At 67.4% G+C, this 17,282-nt stretch carries 14 protein-coding genes, 1 tRNA gene and 1 pseudogene; 9 read left to right on the top strand and 7 right to left on the bottom strand.

What is annotated here, in order from left to right; all coding sequences use genetic code 11:
• Positions 1–2 precede the first annotated feature (2 nt).
• The 4 genes from DYZ02_RS01700 to DYZ02_RS01685 are packed head-to-tail and all read left to right on the top strand — an operon-like array spanning position 3 to position 3,950.
• Complete coding sequence (locus tag DYZ02_RS01700) at positions 3–2,096, top strand: ATP-dependent DNA helicase RecG (RefSeq protein WP_115684717.1); 2,094 nt, start codon at positions 3–5, stop codon at positions 2,094–2,096.
• Positions 2,097–2,106: 10 nt separating this feature from the next.
• On the top strand, positions 2,107–2,724 hold the full coding sequence (locus tag DYZ02_RS01695; RefSeq protein WP_115684716.1) for an RsmD family RNA methyltransferase: 618 nt from the start codon (positions 2,107–2,109) through the stop codon (positions 2,722–2,724).
• Between the two features lie 3 nt (positions 2,725–2,727).
• On the top strand, positions 2,728–3,204 hold the full coding sequence (gene coaD, locus DYZ02_RS01690; RefSeq protein ID WP_115684715.1) for a pantetheine-phosphate adenylyltransferase: 477 nt from the start codon (positions 2,728–2,730) through the stop codon (positions 3,202–3,204).
• Positions 3,201–3,950: a sulfite exporter TauE/SafE family protein gene (locus DYZ02_RS01685; protein WP_245945520.1), complete on the top strand. Its 750-nt coding sequence runs from the start codon at positions 3,201–3,203 to the stop codon at positions 3,948–3,950. The genes coaD and DYZ02_RS01685 overlap by 4 nt, the downstream gene beginning before the upstream one ends.
• A gap of 24 nt (positions 3,951–3,974) precedes the next feature.
• On the opposite strand, the gene DYZ02_RS01680 is transcribed toward DYZ02_RS01685, so the two are convergent.
• Genes DYZ02_RS01680 through DYZ02_RS01665 form a run of 4 tightly spaced genes read right to left on the bottom strand, consistent with a single transcriptional unit; the run spans position 3,975 to position 6,960 of the window.
• Positions 3,975–4,736 (bottom strand): amino acid ABC transporter ATP-binding protein, encoded by a 762-nt coding sequence (locus tag DYZ02_RS01680; RefSeq protein WP_115684714.1) that lies wholly within the window; start codon positions 4,734–4,736, stop codon positions 3,975–3,977.
• A gap of 3 nt (positions 4,737–4,739) precedes the next feature.
• Positions 4,740–5,675, bottom strand: a complete 936-nt coding sequence (locus DYZ02_RS01675) for an amino acid ABC transporter permease (RefSeq protein ID WP_115684713.1) — start codon at positions 5,673–5,675, stop codon at positions 4,740–4,742.
• Between the two features lie 6 nt (positions 5,676–5,681).
• Positions 5,682–6,599 (bottom strand): ABC transporter substrate-binding protein, encoded by a 918-nt coding sequence (locus tag DYZ02_RS01670; RefSeq protein WP_115684712.1) that lies wholly within the window; start codon positions 6,597–6,599, stop codon positions 5,682–5,684.
• A 10-nt stretch (positions 6,600–6,609) separates the two neighbouring features.
• Positions 6,610–6,960, bottom strand: a complete 351-nt coding sequence (locus tag DYZ02_RS01665) for a hypothetical protein (protein WP_115684711.1) — start codon at positions 6,958–6,960, stop codon at positions 6,610–6,612.
• Positions 6,961–7,054: 94 nt separating this feature from the next.
• On the opposite strand from DYZ02_RS01665, the gene DYZ02_RS01660 reads away from it, so the two are divergent.
• A tRNA-Leu gene (locus DYZ02_RS01660) sits at positions 7,055–7,128 on the top strand.
• Between the two features lie 257 nt (positions 7,129–7,385).
• Here DYZ02_RS01660 and DYZ02_RS01655 read toward each other — a convergent pair.
• On the bottom strand, positions 7,386–8,717 hold the full coding sequence (locus tag DYZ02_RS01655) for a TIGR01777 family oxidoreductase (RefSeq protein ID WP_115684710.1): 1,332 nt from the start codon (positions 8,715–8,717) through the stop codon (positions 7,386–7,388).
• 102 nt (positions 8,718–8,819) lie between these two features.
• Between DYZ02_RS01655 and DYZ02_RS01650 the strand changes: the two are divergent.
• A pseudogene (locus tag DYZ02_RS01650) lies at positions 8,820–9,120 on the top strand (bifunctional pyr operon transcriptional regulator/uracil phosphoribosyltransferase PyrR); the annotation flags it as partial.
• A gap of 1,120 nt (positions 9,121–10,240) precedes the next feature.
• Here the strand turns inward: DYZ02_RS01650 and DYZ02_RS01645 are convergent.
• A complete protein-coding gene (locus DYZ02_RS01645) occupies positions 10,241–10,789 on the bottom strand; it encodes a YdcF family protein (protein ID WP_245945815.1) in 549 nt (182 codons plus the stop codon).
• 213 nt (positions 10,790–11,002) lie between these two features.
• The gene (locus DYZ02_RS01640) at positions 11,003–11,773 is read right to left on the bottom strand and encodes a GDSL-type esterase/lipase family protein (protein WP_281268997.1); all 771 of its coding nucleotides are present in this window, start codon (positions 11,771–11,773) and stop codon (positions 11,003–11,005) included.
• 323 nt (positions 11,774–12,096) lie between these two features.
• Here DYZ02_RS01640 and polA point away from each other — a divergent pair, with 323 nt between their 5' ends.
• The 3 genes from polA (at position 12,097) to coaE (ending at position 17,276) form a co-directional block, all read left to right on the top strand.
• A complete protein-coding gene (polA, locus tag DYZ02_RS01635; protein ID WP_245945810.1) occupies positions 12,097–14,700 on the top strand; it encodes a DNA polymerase I in 2,604 nt (867 codons plus the stop codon).
• A 450-nt stretch (positions 14,701–15,150) separates the two neighbouring features.
• A complete protein-coding gene (gene rpsA, locus DYZ02_RS01630; protein WP_115684706.1) occupies positions 15,151–16,611 on the top strand; it encodes a 30S ribosomal protein S1 in 1,461 nt (486 codons plus the stop codon).
• Between the two features lie 65 nt (positions 16,612–16,676).
• The gene (coaE, locus tag DYZ02_RS01625) at positions 16,677–17,276 is read left to right on the top strand and encodes a dephospho-CoA kinase (RefSeq protein ID WP_115686320.1); all 600 of its coding nucleotides are present in this window, start codon (positions 16,677–16,679) and stop codon (positions 17,274–17,276) included.
• Positions 17,277–17,282 lie beyond the last annotated feature (6 nt).

Genomic DNA, 17,282 nt, shown 5'->3' with positions numbered 1-17,282 from the left:
CGGTGCTGGGGTTTCAGGACGCGCGCCCGCTCAACCTTGTGCTGCCGTTGAAGCAGGCCAAGGCGCTGGCGAAGCACCTGGACATCGAGACGTGCGGCGACCTGCTGCGCTATTACCCGCGGCGCTACCTGCACTACGGCTCCGGCGGGGCGCTGGACAACGCCCTCGAGGGGGACACGGTCACCGTCGTCGGCCGCGTGGAGCGCAGCAGGCCGATCGATTCCGACAAGGCGGACATCCACAAGGTCAGGGTCAGCGACGGCGCGTACGCGATCGACGCGACCTTCTTCAACTCGAAGTACGCCAAGATGGTGCTCACCCCAGGCCGGCGCGTCATGCTCACCGGAAAGCTCCATTCCTACCGGGGCATGCCCCAGCTCCAGCACCCGGACTTCGTGCTTCTCGACGGCCCCACCGAGGCCACCGGGTCGCTGCGCCAGCTGCAGCACTTCGGGGACCTCGAGGAAATCCTCTCCGGCCGGGAGTGGCTGCCGCTGTACCCCGCGACGAAGAACGTGAGCACCTGGAAGATCATGGGCGCGGTCCACGCGGTGCTGCGCACGCTGCCGGAGGTCGGGGAGCCGCTCGGGCAGACCCCGGAGGGGCTCATCCCGCTGGACCGGGCGATCCGGGAGATCCACGAGCCCGGGCCCGCAGGCCCGGGGGAGGCGCTGGCGCGCCTGAAGTACGACGAGGCCATGGGGGTGGCCCTCGTCATGGCGGTGCGCCGGGCGGACGCCGCAGCCGACGCGGCGCGCCCCCTGCCCCGGGTGGAGGGCCGGGACCAGGACGGGCTGCTGCGCCACCTGCCCTTCCCGCTGACGGCGGGGCAGAACGAGGTTTTGACGCAGATCAGCGACGACCTCGCGCGGCCGCGCCCGATGAGCCGGCTGCTGCAGGGCGAGGTGGGTTCGGGCAAGACGATCGTCTCTCTGCTGGCCATGCTGCAGGCCGTGGACAACGGCGCCCAGTGCGCGCTGCTCGCGCCGACGGAGGTGCTGGCCATGCAGCACGCCCGCTCGCTGACCGAGACCCTCATGCGCGCCGGCGTGCCCGCGCGGGTGGTGGCTCTGACCGGCTCACTCAGCGCCGCCCGGAAGCAGGACGCGCTGCTGAAGATCATGACCGGGGAGGCCGACATCGTCGTCGGCACGCACGCGCTCATCCAAGAGGGCGTGGAGTTCTTCCGGCTGGGCCTGGTTGTCGTTGACGAGCAGCACCGCTTCGGCGTCGAGCAGCGCGACAGTCTGCGCGCGAAGGCGGGGGAGGAAGCGCCGCACCTGCTGGTCATGACGGCCACCCCGATCCCGCGCACCATCGCGATCACGGTGTTCGGTGACCTGGAGGTCTCCACCCTGCGGGAGCTGCCCGGCGGCCGCAAGCCGATCCAGTCCTCGGTGGTGCCGGAGTTCCGCCCGACGTGGGTGGCCCGGGCGTGGGAGAAGATCCGGGAGGAGGCGGCCGCGGGCCACCAGACCTACATCGTGTGCCCGCGTATCGACGGCGAGGGCGGCGTAACGGAGGTCGCGGCGCAGCTCGCGGCCGGCGAGTTCAGCGGGCTCGAGGTGGGGGTGTTGCACGGGCGGATGCGCGGCGAGGAGAAGGACGCGGTGATGAGCGACTTCGCCCGCGGAGGCATCGACGTGCTCGTGTCCACCACGGTCATCGAGGTCGGGGTGGACGTGCCCAACGCGACGGTGATGATGGTGCGCGAGGCGGAGAACTTCGGCGTCTCCCAGCTGCACCAGCTGCGCGGCCGCGTCGGCCGCGGCGGCAACGCCTCGCTGTGCCTGTTCCACACGCTCGCCGAGCCGGGCTCGCCCGCGTTCGAGCGCGTCAGCGCCGTCGCCGCAACCACCGACGGGTTCAAGCTCGCGGAGCTGGACCTGCGCAACCGGCAGGAGGGCGACGTGCTCGGCGCGCAGCAGTCGGGCGCGCACCGCACGCTGCGGCTGATCAACCTGCTGGAGGACTACGACGTGGTGGTGCGGGCCTACGGTGACGCCGAGCGTTTCGTCGACAAGCACCCGGCGAAGGCCCGGGAAGTGACCGAATCTCTGGCGCTGGAGCGCTTCGAGTACCTGGAGAAGAGTTAAGGTAATGGGAATGAACCGCATCATTTCGGGCGAGGCCCGAGGCCGCAAGATCAAGGTGCCGCCGGAGGGCACGCGCCCGACCTCCGACCGGGCGCGCGAGGGGCTGTTCTCGTCGCTGCAGGTGCGCTTCGGCATCGTCGACCAGACGGTGCTGGACCTCTTCGCCGGCTCGGGCGCCCTCGGGCTCGAGGCGGCCTCGCGCGGGGCGGCGGAGGTCGTGCTCGTGGAGAACGACCCGCTCGCGGTGCAGGTCATCGAGTTCAACGCGGGCGTCGTCGGGCACCCCAACGTGCGCATCGAGCCGGTCAAGGCATCGACCTACCTGGCCCGCGCCCCGCGGAGGCACTTCTCCATGGTGCTCGCGGACCCGCCCTACGACCTCGCCGACGAGGCGGTCGCCGAGATGCTGCGCGCGCTCGAGCCGGCGCTTGTCGACGGCGCCGTGGTCGTCGTCGAGCGCCACCGCGAAAGCCCCGAGACGGACTGGCCGGCGTCGTTCACCCCGACGACCCAAAAGCTGAAGAAGCGCCTCTACGGCATCGCCCGCATGGACATGGCCGTCTACAGCGCCGCTGAGGCACCTGCGGCGACCGAGACACCTGCAGCAACCGAGACCCAAGGAGAGTAGAACATGACGATCGCGGTCTGCCCCGGGTCCTTCGACCCGGTCACCAACGGCCACCTGGACATCTTCCACCGCGCGGCGCGGCACTTCGACGAGATCATCGTCCTCGTCACGGGCAACCCCACCAAGACCTCGGGGCTGTTCTCCGTCGAGGAGCGCGTCGCCCTGATCCGCGAAGTGACGCGGGACGCCGGGAACATCAGGGTGGACTTCTGGGGCGGGCTGCTCGTGGACTACACCACCGCCCACCACGTCACCGCCCTGGTGAAGGGGCTGCGCTCCTCGCTGGACTACGAGTACGAGGTGCCGATGGCCCAAATGAACCGGCGCCTCTCGGGGGTGGACACCTACTTCCTGCTCACGGATGAGAAGTACGGCTACACCTCGTCCTCCCTGTGCAAGGAAGTGGTCAAGTACGGCGGCGACGTCTCCGGCCTCGTGCCCGACCTGGTCGGGGAGGCCATGCGGGAGAAGTTCAGGTGACCGCGGCGGCAGCTGGCCTGTTCACGGCGGTACTGCTGGGCTCGCTGCTGCAGCGCGTCTCCGGCATGGGGCTGGGGCTCATCGCGGGCCCGGTCGTCTCGATCCTCCTCGGCCCGGTGGAGGGGATCCTGCTGGTCAACGTGCTCGCCGCGGTCAACGCCACGCTGACGGCGGTAACGGTGCGCAAGAACGTGGACTGGCGCAAGTTCGCCTCCATCGCTCCCTACCTGGTGCTCGGCGCGGTGCCCGGGGCGATCCTCATCCGGCACTCGCCGACGGACCTGCTCCTCGTCATCGTCGGCGTGCTGCTGCTCATCGCCCTGAGCGTGGTCACCCTGGGCAAGCGCTACGTCCCCCGGGTCAACGGCGCGCTCCCGGCGGCGATCTCCGGGGTCATCGGCGGGTTCATGAACACCCTCGCCGGGGTGGCGGGTCCCGCCATCACCGTCTACGCCCAGGCGGCCAGGTGGGAACAGCGTGTGTACGCGGCCACGCTGCAGCCCATCTTCGTGGTCAGCGGCGTGGTGTCCTTCGCCATCAAGGAGCTCACCGGGGCGGCGGACGTGTCCGCCCTCGGACCCGAGCTGTGGATCGCCGGGCTCGCGGCGATGGTGCTGGGAATCTTCCTCGGCGTGCGGATCGCCCCGCACGTGCCCAGCGCGAAGGCCCGCAACATCGCCCTCGGGCTCGCCATCCTCGGTGGGGGGACGGCGCTCGTGCGCGGCGCTGCGGGCCTTCTCGGCTGAGTAGCTGAAACAGGCTAGAACAGGCTAGAACAGGGTGGACAGGAACGCCTTGGTGCGCTCCTCCCGGGGGTTGCCCAGCACCTCGTCCGGGGTGCCGTACTCGATGATGCGTCCTTCGGCCATGAAGGCGACCTTGTCCGCCACCTCGCGGGCGAACGCCATCTCGTGGGTGACCACGAGCATGGTCATGCCCTGGTCGGCAAGGTCCCGCATCACGCGGAGGACCTCGCCGACGAGCTCTGGGTCCAGGGCGGAGGTGGGCTCGTCGAAAAGCATGAGCTTGGGGTCCATGGCCACCGCGCGCGCGATGGCCACGCGCTGCTGCTGACCGCCCGAAAGCTGGATGGGGTAGACGCCAGCCTTGGCCTCGAGCCCGACCATGGCGAGCAGCTCCATCGCACGGGCCTTCGCCTCCTCGACGGGCTGGCCCTTGACGTGGACCGGGGCCTCGATGATGTTCTCCAGGACCGTGCGATGGCCGAAGAGGTTGAAGTTCTGGAAGACCATGCCGATGTCGCGGCGCTGCTCCGCGGCGTTCTTCTCGCTCATCTCGTGGAGCACGCCGTCACGCTCGCGGTAGCCGATGAGGTCGCCGTCGACGAAGAGGCGCCCGGCGGTGATCTTCTCCAGGTGGTTGACGCAGCGCAGGAGGGTGGACTTGCCGGAGCCCGAGGGGCCGATGAGGCAGGTCACCTCGCCCGGGGCGACCTCGAGGTTGATGCCCTTGAGCACGTCGAGGCTGCCGAAGGACTTCCACACGTCCCTGGCTTCAATCATGGGGGTCATGGTTTAACGTCCCTTCTTCTCGGGAGTGCCGACGATCTGGACATTGCTAGGGATCGTCCCCTCCGCGTCGGCCAGGCTGGCCACCTGGCGGGCCGTGAGCTGGCGCGTCGCGCCCTTCTCGAAGTATTTCTCCAGGTAGTGCTGGCCCACCATGAGCAGCGAGGTGATGACGAGGTACCACGTCGCGGCCACGAGCAGCATCGGCACCGGCTGGAACAGGGCGGCGGCGATGTCCATCGACCGGCCGTACAGCTCAAGCGAGTAGGGCACGGCCACGACCAGCGACGACGTCTTGAGCAGCGAGATGAACTCGTTGCCGGTGGGCGGGATGATGATGCGCATCGCCTGCGGCAGCACCGTGCGCCGCATGGTCTGCGACCAGCTCATGCCCAGCGCCTTCGACGCCTCGACCTGGCCCTCGGGCACGGAGGAGACGCCGGAGCGGACGATCTCCGCCATGTACGCGGCCTCGTTGAGGCCGAGGCCGACGACGGCGAGCATGAACGCCGAGGAGGTGAACGGCTCCAGCGAGACGCTGGCGAAGCCGAGGTTGATCGAATCGTAGATCGCGCCGAGGAGGCCCCAGAACATCAGCTGCACGTAGACGGGGGTGCCCCGGAAGATCCACAGGAACACCCACCCGATGGCGCCGAAGACAGGGTTCGGGCTCATCCGCATGACGGCGAGGAGGATGCCCCCGGCGACACCGATGACCATCGCCAGCAGCGTGATCGCCAGGGTGTGCAGTGCCGCGGTGGCGATGCGGGTGTCAAGCAGGTAGTCGAAATAGGTCGACCACCCGTAGGCGGGGTTGCGGGCCGCGCCGATGACGAACCAGGCCACGAGCGCCAGCAGCACGGCCGCCAGGACCCAGCGGCCGGGGTGGGGCAGAGGCTTGGCCCGGATGCGCTCGGGCGGCGTGTTCGTTGTTGTACTCATCGTGGTTTAGCCCTGTCCTTTCAGTGGCTCTTCGTTCAATAGCGCTTCCTCGAGGTAGCCGGTGCGGACGTTCCACTGCTGCAGGATGCGCGTGTACTCGCCCGTGTCGATGAGGTACTGCAGCGCGGCGGCCAGGGCGGGGCCGAGCGGGGAGCCCTTGGGCACCGCGAAGCCGTAGGGGGCGGCGTCGAACATGTCGCCGATGAGCTCCAGCTCCCCGTCGGAGCGCTCGACGGCCCAGGCGGTGACGGGAGAGTCGGCGCTCATGGCGTCGGCGCGGCCGACCAGGGCAGCCAGCGCGGCGTTATCGGAGGTGTCGAAGGCGAGCACCGTGATCGGCTGCTCACCGTTCTTTACGCACTCGTCGCTCTTGGGGCGCACGTCGTCCGTCTCGGAGACGGTGGTGCGCTGCACCGCCACGGTCAGTCCGCAGGGGTGGCCAGGGTCGACGTTGCTGCCGGGCGCGGCCGCCCACTGGATTCCCGCGTACATGAAGTCCGCGAAGTCGAAGGTCTCGCGCCGCTCGGCGTTGTCGGTGAAGCCTGACATTCCCGCATCGAGGCTGCCCGCCTGCACGGCGGGGAGGATCATGGCGAAGTCCATGTCCTGCGGGTCGAACTCCAGGCCCAGGATGCCGGCGACGGCGCGCCCGAGGTCGAGCTCGAGGCCGATCATGGTGCCCTGCGAGTCCTTGAACTCGAACGGCGCGAACGGCGGGTTCGTCCCGATGGACAGCCTCCCGTCAGCCGAGACGCTTTCCGGCACCATCGCGGCGATCTCGGGAACGACCTCCTGGTCGACCGGCTGCCAGCCCTCCGGGTTTCCCCCCTCGACGTTGGTCACGCACCCCGAGAGCACGCTTATCGACGCCACCCCCGCCGCCACAGTGCGCCAGGCCCTGCCCGGTGCGATTGAAACACTCATGACGGTCGGATCAGCGGTTGATGCTGCTCATGATGATCTGCGCGATCTGGCCGAACACGAGGGTGATCCCGAAAGCGAGCAGCCACGCGGACGCCGCCTGCGACGAGCCCTGCGCGCTCATTTCGATATCCCCGGAGGACATCATTCCGAATCCCCCGACTTCGTTCTTCAACCAGTCAATCGGGTTGGCGGAATCGATAGCGGTCCAGCCTTCTTTCCACGCGTCGAAGACACGCTGGGTGTCAGCAGAGGACTCGACGGCACCGGGGGTGGACGACTCGTCGGCGGAGTAGGCGGGGGCGGCGACGGGGCCAGCGACAAGAGCGCAGGCAGTTGCCAGAGAGATGAAGGATTTACGCATAAGCGAATAATAACCAGTTGTCGCCCCGTCGTGTGAATTGTCACCTGTCGCGATTGTCCTGTCGGCAAAGCCGTGCGCTAGAATCTCTTGGCGCGCCCCAGTAGCCCAATTGGCAGAGGCAACGGATTCAAAACCCGTTCAGTGTGAGTTCGAGTCTCACCTGGGGCACGAAAGTAGGAGGTCAACGCGATTTACTTCCTCCCACGCTTGGCCGTTGGCCCCCGTTTGGGCCCCTTTGGGTTTTTTAGTTCGACGTTTTCCCAGGTCGCGGCGTCGGTTGAAACGGGGGCCACGACCACCGCCGGGAGGTGGAGTGGTCAACGCGATTTACACGCTCGCGGGGCAACACCGCGGGGTTGGCGGCTCGGTGGCGTTGCGTTCCAGGTGCTCTCCCCGCGGGGCGGAGGCTTCGATCTGGTCTGTATTCACGCCTGCGAGACTAGCAGTTGCTCTTTCCCGAGCTCGTGGCGCAGCGCCGCCTCCAAAGTGGGGTAGCGGAACAGCCAGCCGCGCTCCGTCGCCGCGGCGGGCACAACCCGTTGATCAGCCAGCGCCAACTCGCGGGCGCCCTCGTTGCCGAGCAGTAGCTTCGGGCCGAACGTCGGGATGGACAGCACGTCAGGCCGGTGCAGCAGCTCAGCGAGCTGCGCGGACATCTGCGCGTTCGTCACCGGCTCCGGCGCGGTCGCGTTCACCGGGCCGTAGACCGTGTCGTCGAGCAGCGCGCGGGTGTAGAGGTCGGTCAGGTCGTCGAGCGCGACCCAGCTCATCCAGAAGCCCCCGGCTCCGAACTGTGCGGTCAGCCCGGCGTTGACGCTCGCTTTGAGCACGGGCAACAGCCCACCCGCGCCGGACAGGGCGAGGCCGGTGCGGATATTGACGGTCCTGATGCCTTCCGCCTGCGCCGCGTCTTCCCACGCCGCGCAGACGTCGGCCAGGAACCCAGCGCCTGGGCCGTCTGTTTCGGTGTGCGGAAAGCCACCCGCGTCAGTGCCGTAGTAGCCGATGGCAGAGGCGCCGACAAAGACGTCCACACCGGAATCCGCAGCAAGCTGGGCAAGCTTCCTCGTCGGCTCAATGCGGGAGTCGCGGATCTTGCGCTTCTTGTCATCGGTGAATCGCCCCATAATGCTCTCGCCCGCGAGGTGGATCACCCCGTCCACGCCAGCGAGCAGATCAGGTGCAGGGTTGTCCATGTCCCAGTGACGCTCGCCGGGGCCCGCCTCGCCGCGCACCAGCGGGATCACGGAGTGGCCGGCCGTTGTCAACTGCGCGCGCAGGTGGGTTCCCACCAGTCCGCTCGAGCCGGTCATGGCTACCGTCTTCGGCGCTGCGTCGGGCAGCGACGCGATGAACTTCAGATCCTCCACGAGTTGGCGCTGGCGGTACGCCCATGCGGGCCGGAGCACGGTTGCTGGGATGGTTGCGGACACGTCGTCGACAAGCAATGTGCCCTCGCCAGCGTCCTTGAAGCGGTGCTCGTGGCGCCACTGCGTCGCCGCTCGTAGTGGCTGGTTGGCGGCGATGTCGGTGAATTTGTGGCCGGCGGTGTAGCCGTCAGCGAGGTGGCGGGCTTTCCATTGCAAGCCTGCGGGGAAGCTGAATACGGTTGTGCCGTTGCGTATCGACGCCGCTTCGCTTTGCACCCGCATGGGCAGGAAACCGGGAGTCAGCCGCGTGACAGCACCCGGCCGGGTGTGCCAGCGCCAGACGTCCTCGCGAGAGAAGGGGAGGGTGTACTCGGCGTGAATGCCCATGGGTTCATCCTTCGCGGTCAATCGGAGAGAGTGCGACTGTAAGTGCCGGTCCCAAGACTACATACGGATCCGGTTACCTGAGCCGTTGTCGACATCCTTTAAATTCCGCACAGCGAGGCGGGGAAAAGGTTCGATGAGTGGAAATGAACGGTCGACCGTCGAGTTGCTGAACGCGCAAGACGTCGGCCGCACTGTTGCACGCATCGCGCACCAGTTTATCGAGAAGACGGCGTTGGACGACGCTGCGAGCCCGCAGGTAGTGCTGCTGGGCATTCCGTCGGGGGGAGTGCCGCTGGCGCAGCGGATTGCGGCAGCGGTGGAAGAGTTTTCCGGGGTTGCTATCCCTGTTGGCAGTCCCGACGTGACCCTGTACCGAGACGACCAGCGCAACCGGCCCCACCGCCGCGACGCGCTCGTCGCCGAGGCCGCGGCCCTGGCCGCTCCGCGCGAGGCGGTGGCCGCGGCCGCGGGGTTGTCGCGCCAACGTGTCCACGCCATTGCTCGGCGACAGGCCAAGCACTGACCCGCAGCCCTCGCCCCCGCCCACCGCGGCGGGGGCTTCGTCATGCGTGGGCGAGGTAGTGGCGAGGTGTTGTCACGTCCCGGCTCGCGAGAGTGCGTGGTGTAGAGCCGGGCCCGGTTTGGGCCACTTTTGGAGCACGCCCACACACGAACCCCGTAGACAGGTACCCACGGGGTCTACCAGGAGCGGAGCTATATGCGGAGGTGGGGCAAAAATCATCCGAAAATGGTCACCCGTCCGGTGTGAGTTCGAGTCTCACCTGGGGCACCGTAACGGCAGACGATCAGCGCGCGGGCTCTGCGGTTTGCGAAGGCGGTATTCGCTGCGTTCCGTCGGTGATCAATGAATGCATGAGATGAATGCTGCGGCAAGGGTGGTGCGGCGCACTGCGCATTATTCCGTGCGCGGGGGGCTAACTCACGGAAGGCGGGCACATCGCCCAGGGGAGTCGTTGTCTGGGAAGAGTAAACCTGTTTTGCGTTCGTACCGTTTCGTTCCCGGGATACTCGGTGCGGGGCCTTACGGCAATCCGGGTGAGAGTATTCTCCGCGTACCCGGCAGGGTGATGATTCGCGGCGGATCCGGGGCCGGCGGCTGGCTTTGCCCTAGTAGGCAGCCCGCAACAGCCTCTCAAACGGAGGGAGCGCGAGGGAGGACCAGCAGGTGTTATGCCTTCAAACGGGGTCTCTGGGCTCCGCTCGGTCGCGGCGCGGTACCTGAAGCCCGTTCTGGAGCGAATGCCCCGAATGACATTGACGAGATGGCGGGGCCAAGCCGTGAGGAGGCGCCCGGTTACCGGCCGCGGCGGCTCATTACTCGTTCTGAGTCGTTGCTTCCGCGGCAGCGCGGCGGCGTGAAACCGGACGTACGTGCTTGGGGAGAGGAAATAAGCTCACGTTCCCGGCTGCTTTGGCCCCGGAGGTTCCACCTCGTTGAAAACGGTGCCACCGTGGTGGGGCAGGAATTGCGGTCAACTGATTCACGGCCGCCCCAGTCGGGGCTAGTCAACCTGGGAAGCCACGGCAAGCCACAGCGCCGCAGAGTCGGTGGCTGCGTATGTGTCTACCGCGCGAGGGACATGGGAAGGAGAGGTGACAATGACGCCGACGCGGGGGCCATTGCCCGCCGGGGCCGCGTAGTGCGCCGTTTCCAGGGCGTTGCCCACGGTGGAGAAGGACCCCTCCTTGACCGAAATGCGGCCGGGGGCGACGCCGGTGGCGGCGAGCGCATCACGCATGTGTGTGGCCTCGCTGGGGCACCCGGCCTGAGTATGCCCGCCCGTAACGATGACCGGGTTCGCCGGGTGCACCGCCGCCAGAACCCGAGCGGTGGCCAGACGATCCGTGAGAACAGCGGGTGCCGAGCAGTCCGGGTTAAGCCGAGCGCCGAGGACTATAATCGGAACACGCGGGTCAAGGAGAGCGACGTCTGCTGCGGCGCGACCGACAAGGGTCGCTTTGAACTGCGATGCGGCCGGCAGATTGCCGTAATCGAGCAGGGCCTCGTTCGGACTTATCCCGGCTGCCTGCGCCGGAGTTAGTGCGAGCACGGCTGTGGCGGCGACGGCCGCGGCCAAGGTGCCTATCTGTTTTTTCAAAGTTAATCCTTGTGTCGTGGGCTTTTAATCGTCGTCCGTGGGACTCCGGCGGCAAGTGGGTAACTCGCGACGACATTGTACAAGTTCTCGGACTGAATGTCCTTTGCGATGGTCGTCGCGGAGGCTTCGGCAGTGCTTCGCTTCTCCCTGACTGGTGGGGGCCGCCTAGACGTGCGGGGCAAGGCGGTCAGCGATGAATTGCGACCCGAGATCGGAGGGGTGCGTGTTCATGTTGTAGTTCGGCGTGGTGGTGTCGATGATCCCGGCGACATACCGCTCACGGTCCGGAGCGCAGGTGCCGTGCCCGCCCGAGGGAAGACGCATATCAACGAAGGTGGCGCCCGTGGCCTGGGCGGCTGCGCGTTGGTTGTTTTCGGTGCCCGCTTCAGCCGCCGCCAGCGCAGGAAAAGGGAATCCGCCCGGGGCGTTGGGGACGACGTTGAGCGGGCAGAACATGTGGGGTGCGGATGGGTGGGAAATCGCAATCATGCCGGAAAGCACCAGCTTTGCGTTGGGTGCGACGTGGCGAACCTTGTCTGCGGCGATGCGCATGTTGGCAACGTAGTTTTCGGTCATCATGGTCGGGTTCCACGGCTGCAGGCCCTGCTGGACGCCGGCGAGGCCGTAATCGTTGATTCCGACGGAGATCACCACTGCACGGGTCCCTGCGTGAAGGTCCCCAGTCTCGATCGCCCGGTCCAGACGCTGGATGACGGTCCGGGATGATTGTGCGTTGCAGGACCAGTCGGCAACGGGGGCGCCAACGCGCGCACCGAGCTTTCGCGGCCAGTTGTTGGGCCCCTGCAGGCATCCCGACTGGTGGGGGTAGTTCCCCACGAAGTCCTGAACCGCTGGGATGTTCACCCTGCGCAGAGAGTTGCGAATTTGATCCGGGTTAGCGGTGTACGAGTCCCCCAGCGTGACAATATTTCCCACGGGCGCCGCGCCAGAGACGGGTGACTGGACCGCCGCCGCGGCGAGGGTGAGGCCTGCGGCGAGAGTGGAGAGGAGGCGTCGAAACTGCACAGGGGCCCTTTCTCGTTGCTGAATCGGCGATGAAGAGACGTACCTAGACTGCTTACCTACTGAAAATCTAAAAATCAACTGAATTACACCATCGGCGTGGCTGTACGTGCGATTCTGGCCGGAGGGCTGATTGGGCGATCCTGCGGTGGTGCCGGTGTACGGGGAGGGTCGGCCGCGGGTGTCTAGACTGGGGAACCGTGACTAAGCGCCTTCTTCTCATCGACGGACATTCCATGGCCTTCCGCGCCTTCTACGCCCTCCCCGCGGAGAACTTCTCCACTTCGGGCGGGCAGCACACCAACGCCGTCTACGGGTTCTTGTCAATGTTCGCCAACATCGTCGCCGAAGAGAAGCCGACGCACGCCGCGGTCGCGTTCGACGTGGGGCGAAAGACCTTCCGCACGGAGAAGTTCCCCGAGTACAAGGCCCAGCGCGAGGCGGCGCCGCCCGAGTTCAAGGGGCAGGTGCCGCTTATCGACGACCTCCTGGGCGACCTCGGCATTGTCACCCTGTCTAAGGAGAACTTCGAGGCCGACGACATCGTCGCCACCCTGGTCACCGAAGCGCGCGCGGAGGGCGGCTACGAGATCGTCATTGTCACCGGCGACCGCGACTACCTGCAGCTTGTCGACGACACCACGACCGTCCTGTACCCGACCCGCGGCGTGTCCGTCCTGACCCGGTTCACGCCGGAGGAGGTGGAGAGGAAGTACGGGCTGACGCCGGCGCAGTACCCGGATTTCGCGGCGCTGCGCGGCGACCCCTCGGACAACCTGCCCAGCGTGCCGAAGGTGGGGGAGAAGACCGCGACGAAGTGGATCGTGCAGTACGGCGGTCTCGACGGGCTCATCGAGCACGCCGAGGAGATCAAGGGCGTCGCCGGGAACAACTTCCGCGAGCGCATCGACCAGGTCTGGCTCAACCGGGAGCTGACCCGCATGGTCACGGACGTCGAGCTGCCGGTCGTGCCCGATGACCTGGAGCTCAAGCCCGCCGACGTCTCGCGCGTGGCCCAGGCCTTCGACGACCTCGAGTTCGGGGTCAACCTGCGCGAGCGCGTGCTCGCGGCCGTGCCGACGGAGGGCGGCGCGCCCCAGCCCGAGGTGGCCGAGCTGGAGGAGATCCAGATCGAGGAGGGCCCGCTCGACGAGTGGCTCGCCGCCCGCGAGGGCGAGGGCCTCGCGCTGCACCTGACCGGCAACGGCGCCCCGGGCCGGGGGGACGTCGGGGCGCTGGCGCTCGTCGACAAGCGCAGGCGCGGCATTCAGAAGGAAGCCGCGGATCTCTCGCCCGCCGAGGACGCGGCGTTCCAGGCGTGGGCCGAGTCGGCGAGCCCGAAGTACCTCCACGAGGCGAAGCGGGCATTCCACATGCTGCGCGGCAGGGGAATCACCCTGCGCGGCATAGCCCACGACACGGCGATCGCCGCCTACCTCCTTCGCCCCGGCCAGCGCACCTACGAGCTGGCTGACGTGTACCAGCGCCACCTCCAGCGCCAGCTCAGCGAGGGCGGCGACCAGCTCAGCCTCCTCGGCGACACCTCGCTGGTCGATTCGGCCGCCGCGGTCCTCGAACTCGCGGAGGCGCTGACCGCGCAGCTGCGCGAGATCAAGGCCTACGAGCTGTACTCCGACCTCGAGGTGCCGCTGGTGACGATCCTCGCCGAGATGGAGGACGCGGGCATCGCGGTCGACGTCGCGGTCCTCGAGGGCGAGCTCGAGCAGTTCACCCGCAAGGTCGCCGAGGTGGAGGAGCAGGCGCGCACGCTCGTCGACGAGCCGGGCCTCAACCTCTCCAGTCCGAAGCAGCTCTCCGTGGTGCTCTTCGACAAGCTGGAACTGCCGAAGACCAAGAAGACGAAGACCGGCTACTCCACCGCCGCGAAGGAGATCGAGGCGCTGGCGGCGAAGAACCCCCATCCGTTCCTCGACGCGCTGCTGGCGCACCGCGAGTACCAGAAGATGAAGTCCACTATCGAGGGCCTCATCAAGACGGTGCAGGACGACGGGCGCATCCACACCACCTTCAACCAGACGGTTGCCTCCACGGGGCGGTTGTCCTCGACGGAGCCGAACCTGCAGAACATCCCCGTACGCACCGACGCCGGGCGCGTCATCCGCTCCGCGTTCACGGTGGGGAAGGGCTACGACTGCCTGCTCACGGCGGACTACTCCCAGATCGAGATGCGCGTGATGGCCCACCTCTCCCAGGACGCCGGCCTCATCGAGGCCTACCGGGAGGGCGAGGACCTGCACAACTTCGTCGGCTCCCGGGTCTTCGACGTGCCCATCGACGAGGTGACCCCCGAGCTGCGCCGCCGCGTCAAGGCGATGAGCTACGGCCTGGTCTACGGCCTGTCCGCCTTCGGGCTGTCCCAGCAGCTGGGCATCACGGCCGCCGAGGCGAAGCAGATCATGGACAGCTACTTCGTCCGCTTCGGCGGCGTAAAGCGCTACCTCGACGAGGTGGTGGAGCAGGCGCGCCGCGACGGATACACCGAGACGGTTTTCGGGCGCCGCCGCTACCTGCCCGAGCTCAACTCCGATAACCGCCTGGCCCGGGAGAACGCCGAGCGCGCCGCGCTCAACGCCCCGATCCAGGGCACGGCAGCCGACATCATCAAGGTCGCCATGGTGCGGGTGGACCGCGCCCTTGAGGGGTGCGCCTCGCGCGTCCTGCTCCAGGTGCACGACGAGCTCGTGGTGGAGGTTGCCCCCGGCGAGCTCGACGAGGTCCGCGCCATCGTCGAGCGTGAGATGGACGGCGCGATCCACCTCCGCGTCCCCCTCGAAGTGTCCACCGGCACCGGCCCCAACTGGGACGCCGCCGCGCATTAACCCCGAACACTAACCCCGAACAATCAACCGGGCCCCCGCCGCCCCCGCAGCTTCAGGGCCCGGGGCCGAAGCCCCGATATACAACCCAGATACTAGCGTCGACCTAATAGTTCTGTGTGTGTTCACTGAGGAACAGTGGGGAAACTTCCGGTTAACGGTCGGTCGTGGTCGCGCGAGCGGCGAACGCCAGTCAACGGGAGTAAACGCCTGTGAATCGGCGCGGGGTGACGGCTCGGTTTATTTGCCCGAGCTGCGAAAAGGCGATAGAGTATCAGGCGCGTGTCTGTGCCGAGGGGTGCTCCAAGTCGTATAGGAGGGCTCGGGGTATGCCTGGAGTGAGATCGCAATGCGCGGCGTCGGCGCCGGGAAACCGGCTGGTCAACCCGCGGATTCGAGAGACGCGCTCATGTTCATTTTCGATCTCCTACCCGTTTCGGAGCACTTTAACCTATGCCCACTTCCAACGCACCCCAGGTTGCCATCAATGACATCGGCAGCGCTGAGGACTTTCTTGCCGCAGTAGACGCGACCATCAAGTACTTCAATGATGGCGACATCGTCACCGGCACCGTCGTCAAGGTCGACCACGACGAGGTTCTCCTCGACATCGGGTACAAGACCGAGGGCGTCATCCCCACCCGCGAGCTCTCCATCAAGCACGACGTCGACCCGGACGAGGTTGTCGAGGTCGGCGACGAGATCGACGCGCTTGTCCTGACCAAGGAGGACAAGGAAGGCCGCCTCATCCTGTCCAAGAAGCGCGCCCAGTACGAGCGCGCCTGGGGCACCATCGAGGAGCTGCAGAGCAACGACCAGCCGGTCACCGGTACGGTCATCGAGGTCGTCAAGGGCGGCCTCATCCTCGACATCGGCCTGCGCGGCTTCCTGCCGGCGTCGCTCGTCGAGATGCGCCGCGTGCGCGACCTGGAGCCCTACATCGGCCAGGAGCTCGAGGCGAAGATCATCGAGCTGGACAAGCACCGCAACAACGTCGTGCTGTCCCGCCGCGCCTACCTGGAGGAGACCCAGTCCGCGGTCCGCTCCGACTTCCTGCACCAGCTGCAGAAGGGACAGGTCCGCAAGGGTGTCGTGTCCTCCATCGTCAACTTCGGCGCCTTCGTCGATCTCGGCGGTGTCGACGGCCTGGTTCACGTCTCCGAGCTGTCCTGGAAGCACATCGACCACCCGTCCGAGGTTGTCACCGTGGGCGACGAGGTCACCGTCGAGGTCCTTGACGTCGATCTCGACCGCGAGCGCGTTTCCCTGTCGCTGAAGGCGACCCAGGAGGATCCGTGGCGCGTCTTCGCCCGCACCCACGCTGTGGGCCAGATCGTCCCGGGCAAGGTCACCAAGCTCGTCCCGTTCGGCGCGTTCGTCCGCGTCGAGGAGGGCATCGAGGGCCTCGTCCACATCTCCGAGCTGGCCCAGCGCCACGTGGAGGTCCCGGACCAGGTCGTCAACGTGGGCGAGGAGGTCATGGTCAAGGTCATCGACATCGACCTGGACCGCCGCCGCATCTCCCTGTCGCTCAAGCAGGCCGACGAGGACTACTCCGAGGAGTTCGATCCGTCCCGCTACGGCATGGCCGACTCCTACGACGAGCAGGGCAACTACATCTTCCCGGAGGGCTTCGACCCGGAGACCAACGAGTGGATGGAGGGCTTCGACGAGGCTCGCCAGGCATGGGAGGCCCGCTACGCCGAGGCCGAGCGCCGCTTCCAGGCCCACACGGCCCAGATCGAGCGCCACCGCGCGGCAGCCGCCGAGGCCGCCGAGCAGGGCACCGATTCCAACTACTCCTCCGAGTCCGGCGCTGCAGCTCCGGCAGCGGACCAGGCTGAGGAGTCCATCGGTTCCCTCGCATCCGACGAGCAGCTCGCTGCTCTGCGCGACAAGCTCGCAGGCAACTAAGAGCTAGCCGCTTCGCGACGACCCGCCACCGCAACAGGGGCGGGTTTTCGCATATCATGGGCCGCATGCTCAGGATTGGACTCACCGGCGGCATCGGCAGCGGCAAGTCGACGGTCGCCCGCATGCTGGCCGAGGCCGGCATCCCCGTCGTCGACGCCGACCAGGTCGCCCGCGACATCATGGAGCCCGGCGAGCCCGCCTTGGCCCGGGCGGCCGAGGAGTTCGGCGCCGACATCCTGGACACCGACGGCAGGCTAATCCGCTCCGAGCTGGCGCGGCGCGCCTTTGCCACCGAGGAGGCGACGGCGAAGCTCAACGCGATCACCCACCCCGCGATCCGGGAGGAGGCCACCCGCCGCCTCGACGCCTGTGAGGCGGCGGGGGAGCGGGCGGCGGTCTACGACATGCCCCTGCTGTTCGAGCTGGGTCTCGACGAGGCGATGGACCTCAACGTCGTGGTGGACACGGACGTCGAGGAGCGCGTGCGCAGGCTCGTCGAGAAGCGGGGGCTCGACGAGGCCGACGTGAGCAACCGGATTGCGCGGCAGGTGGGCGACGAGGTCCGCCGCACGAAGGCGGACGTGGTGCTGGACAACAACGGCTCTCCGGGGCAGCTCGAGGAGCAGGTCCGCGCGCTGGTGGCGCGGATCGACGCAGCGTCCTGAGACGTT

This window comes from Corynebacterium senegalense (assembly GCF_900411315.1).
Classification (GTDB): Bacteria; Actinomycetota; Actinomycetes; order Mycobacteriales; family Mycobacteriaceae; genus Corynebacterium; species Corynebacterium senegalense.
The sequence above is the reverse complement of the archived record's forward strand: the minus strand, read 5'-3'. Positions and strand labels throughout refer to the sequence as shown.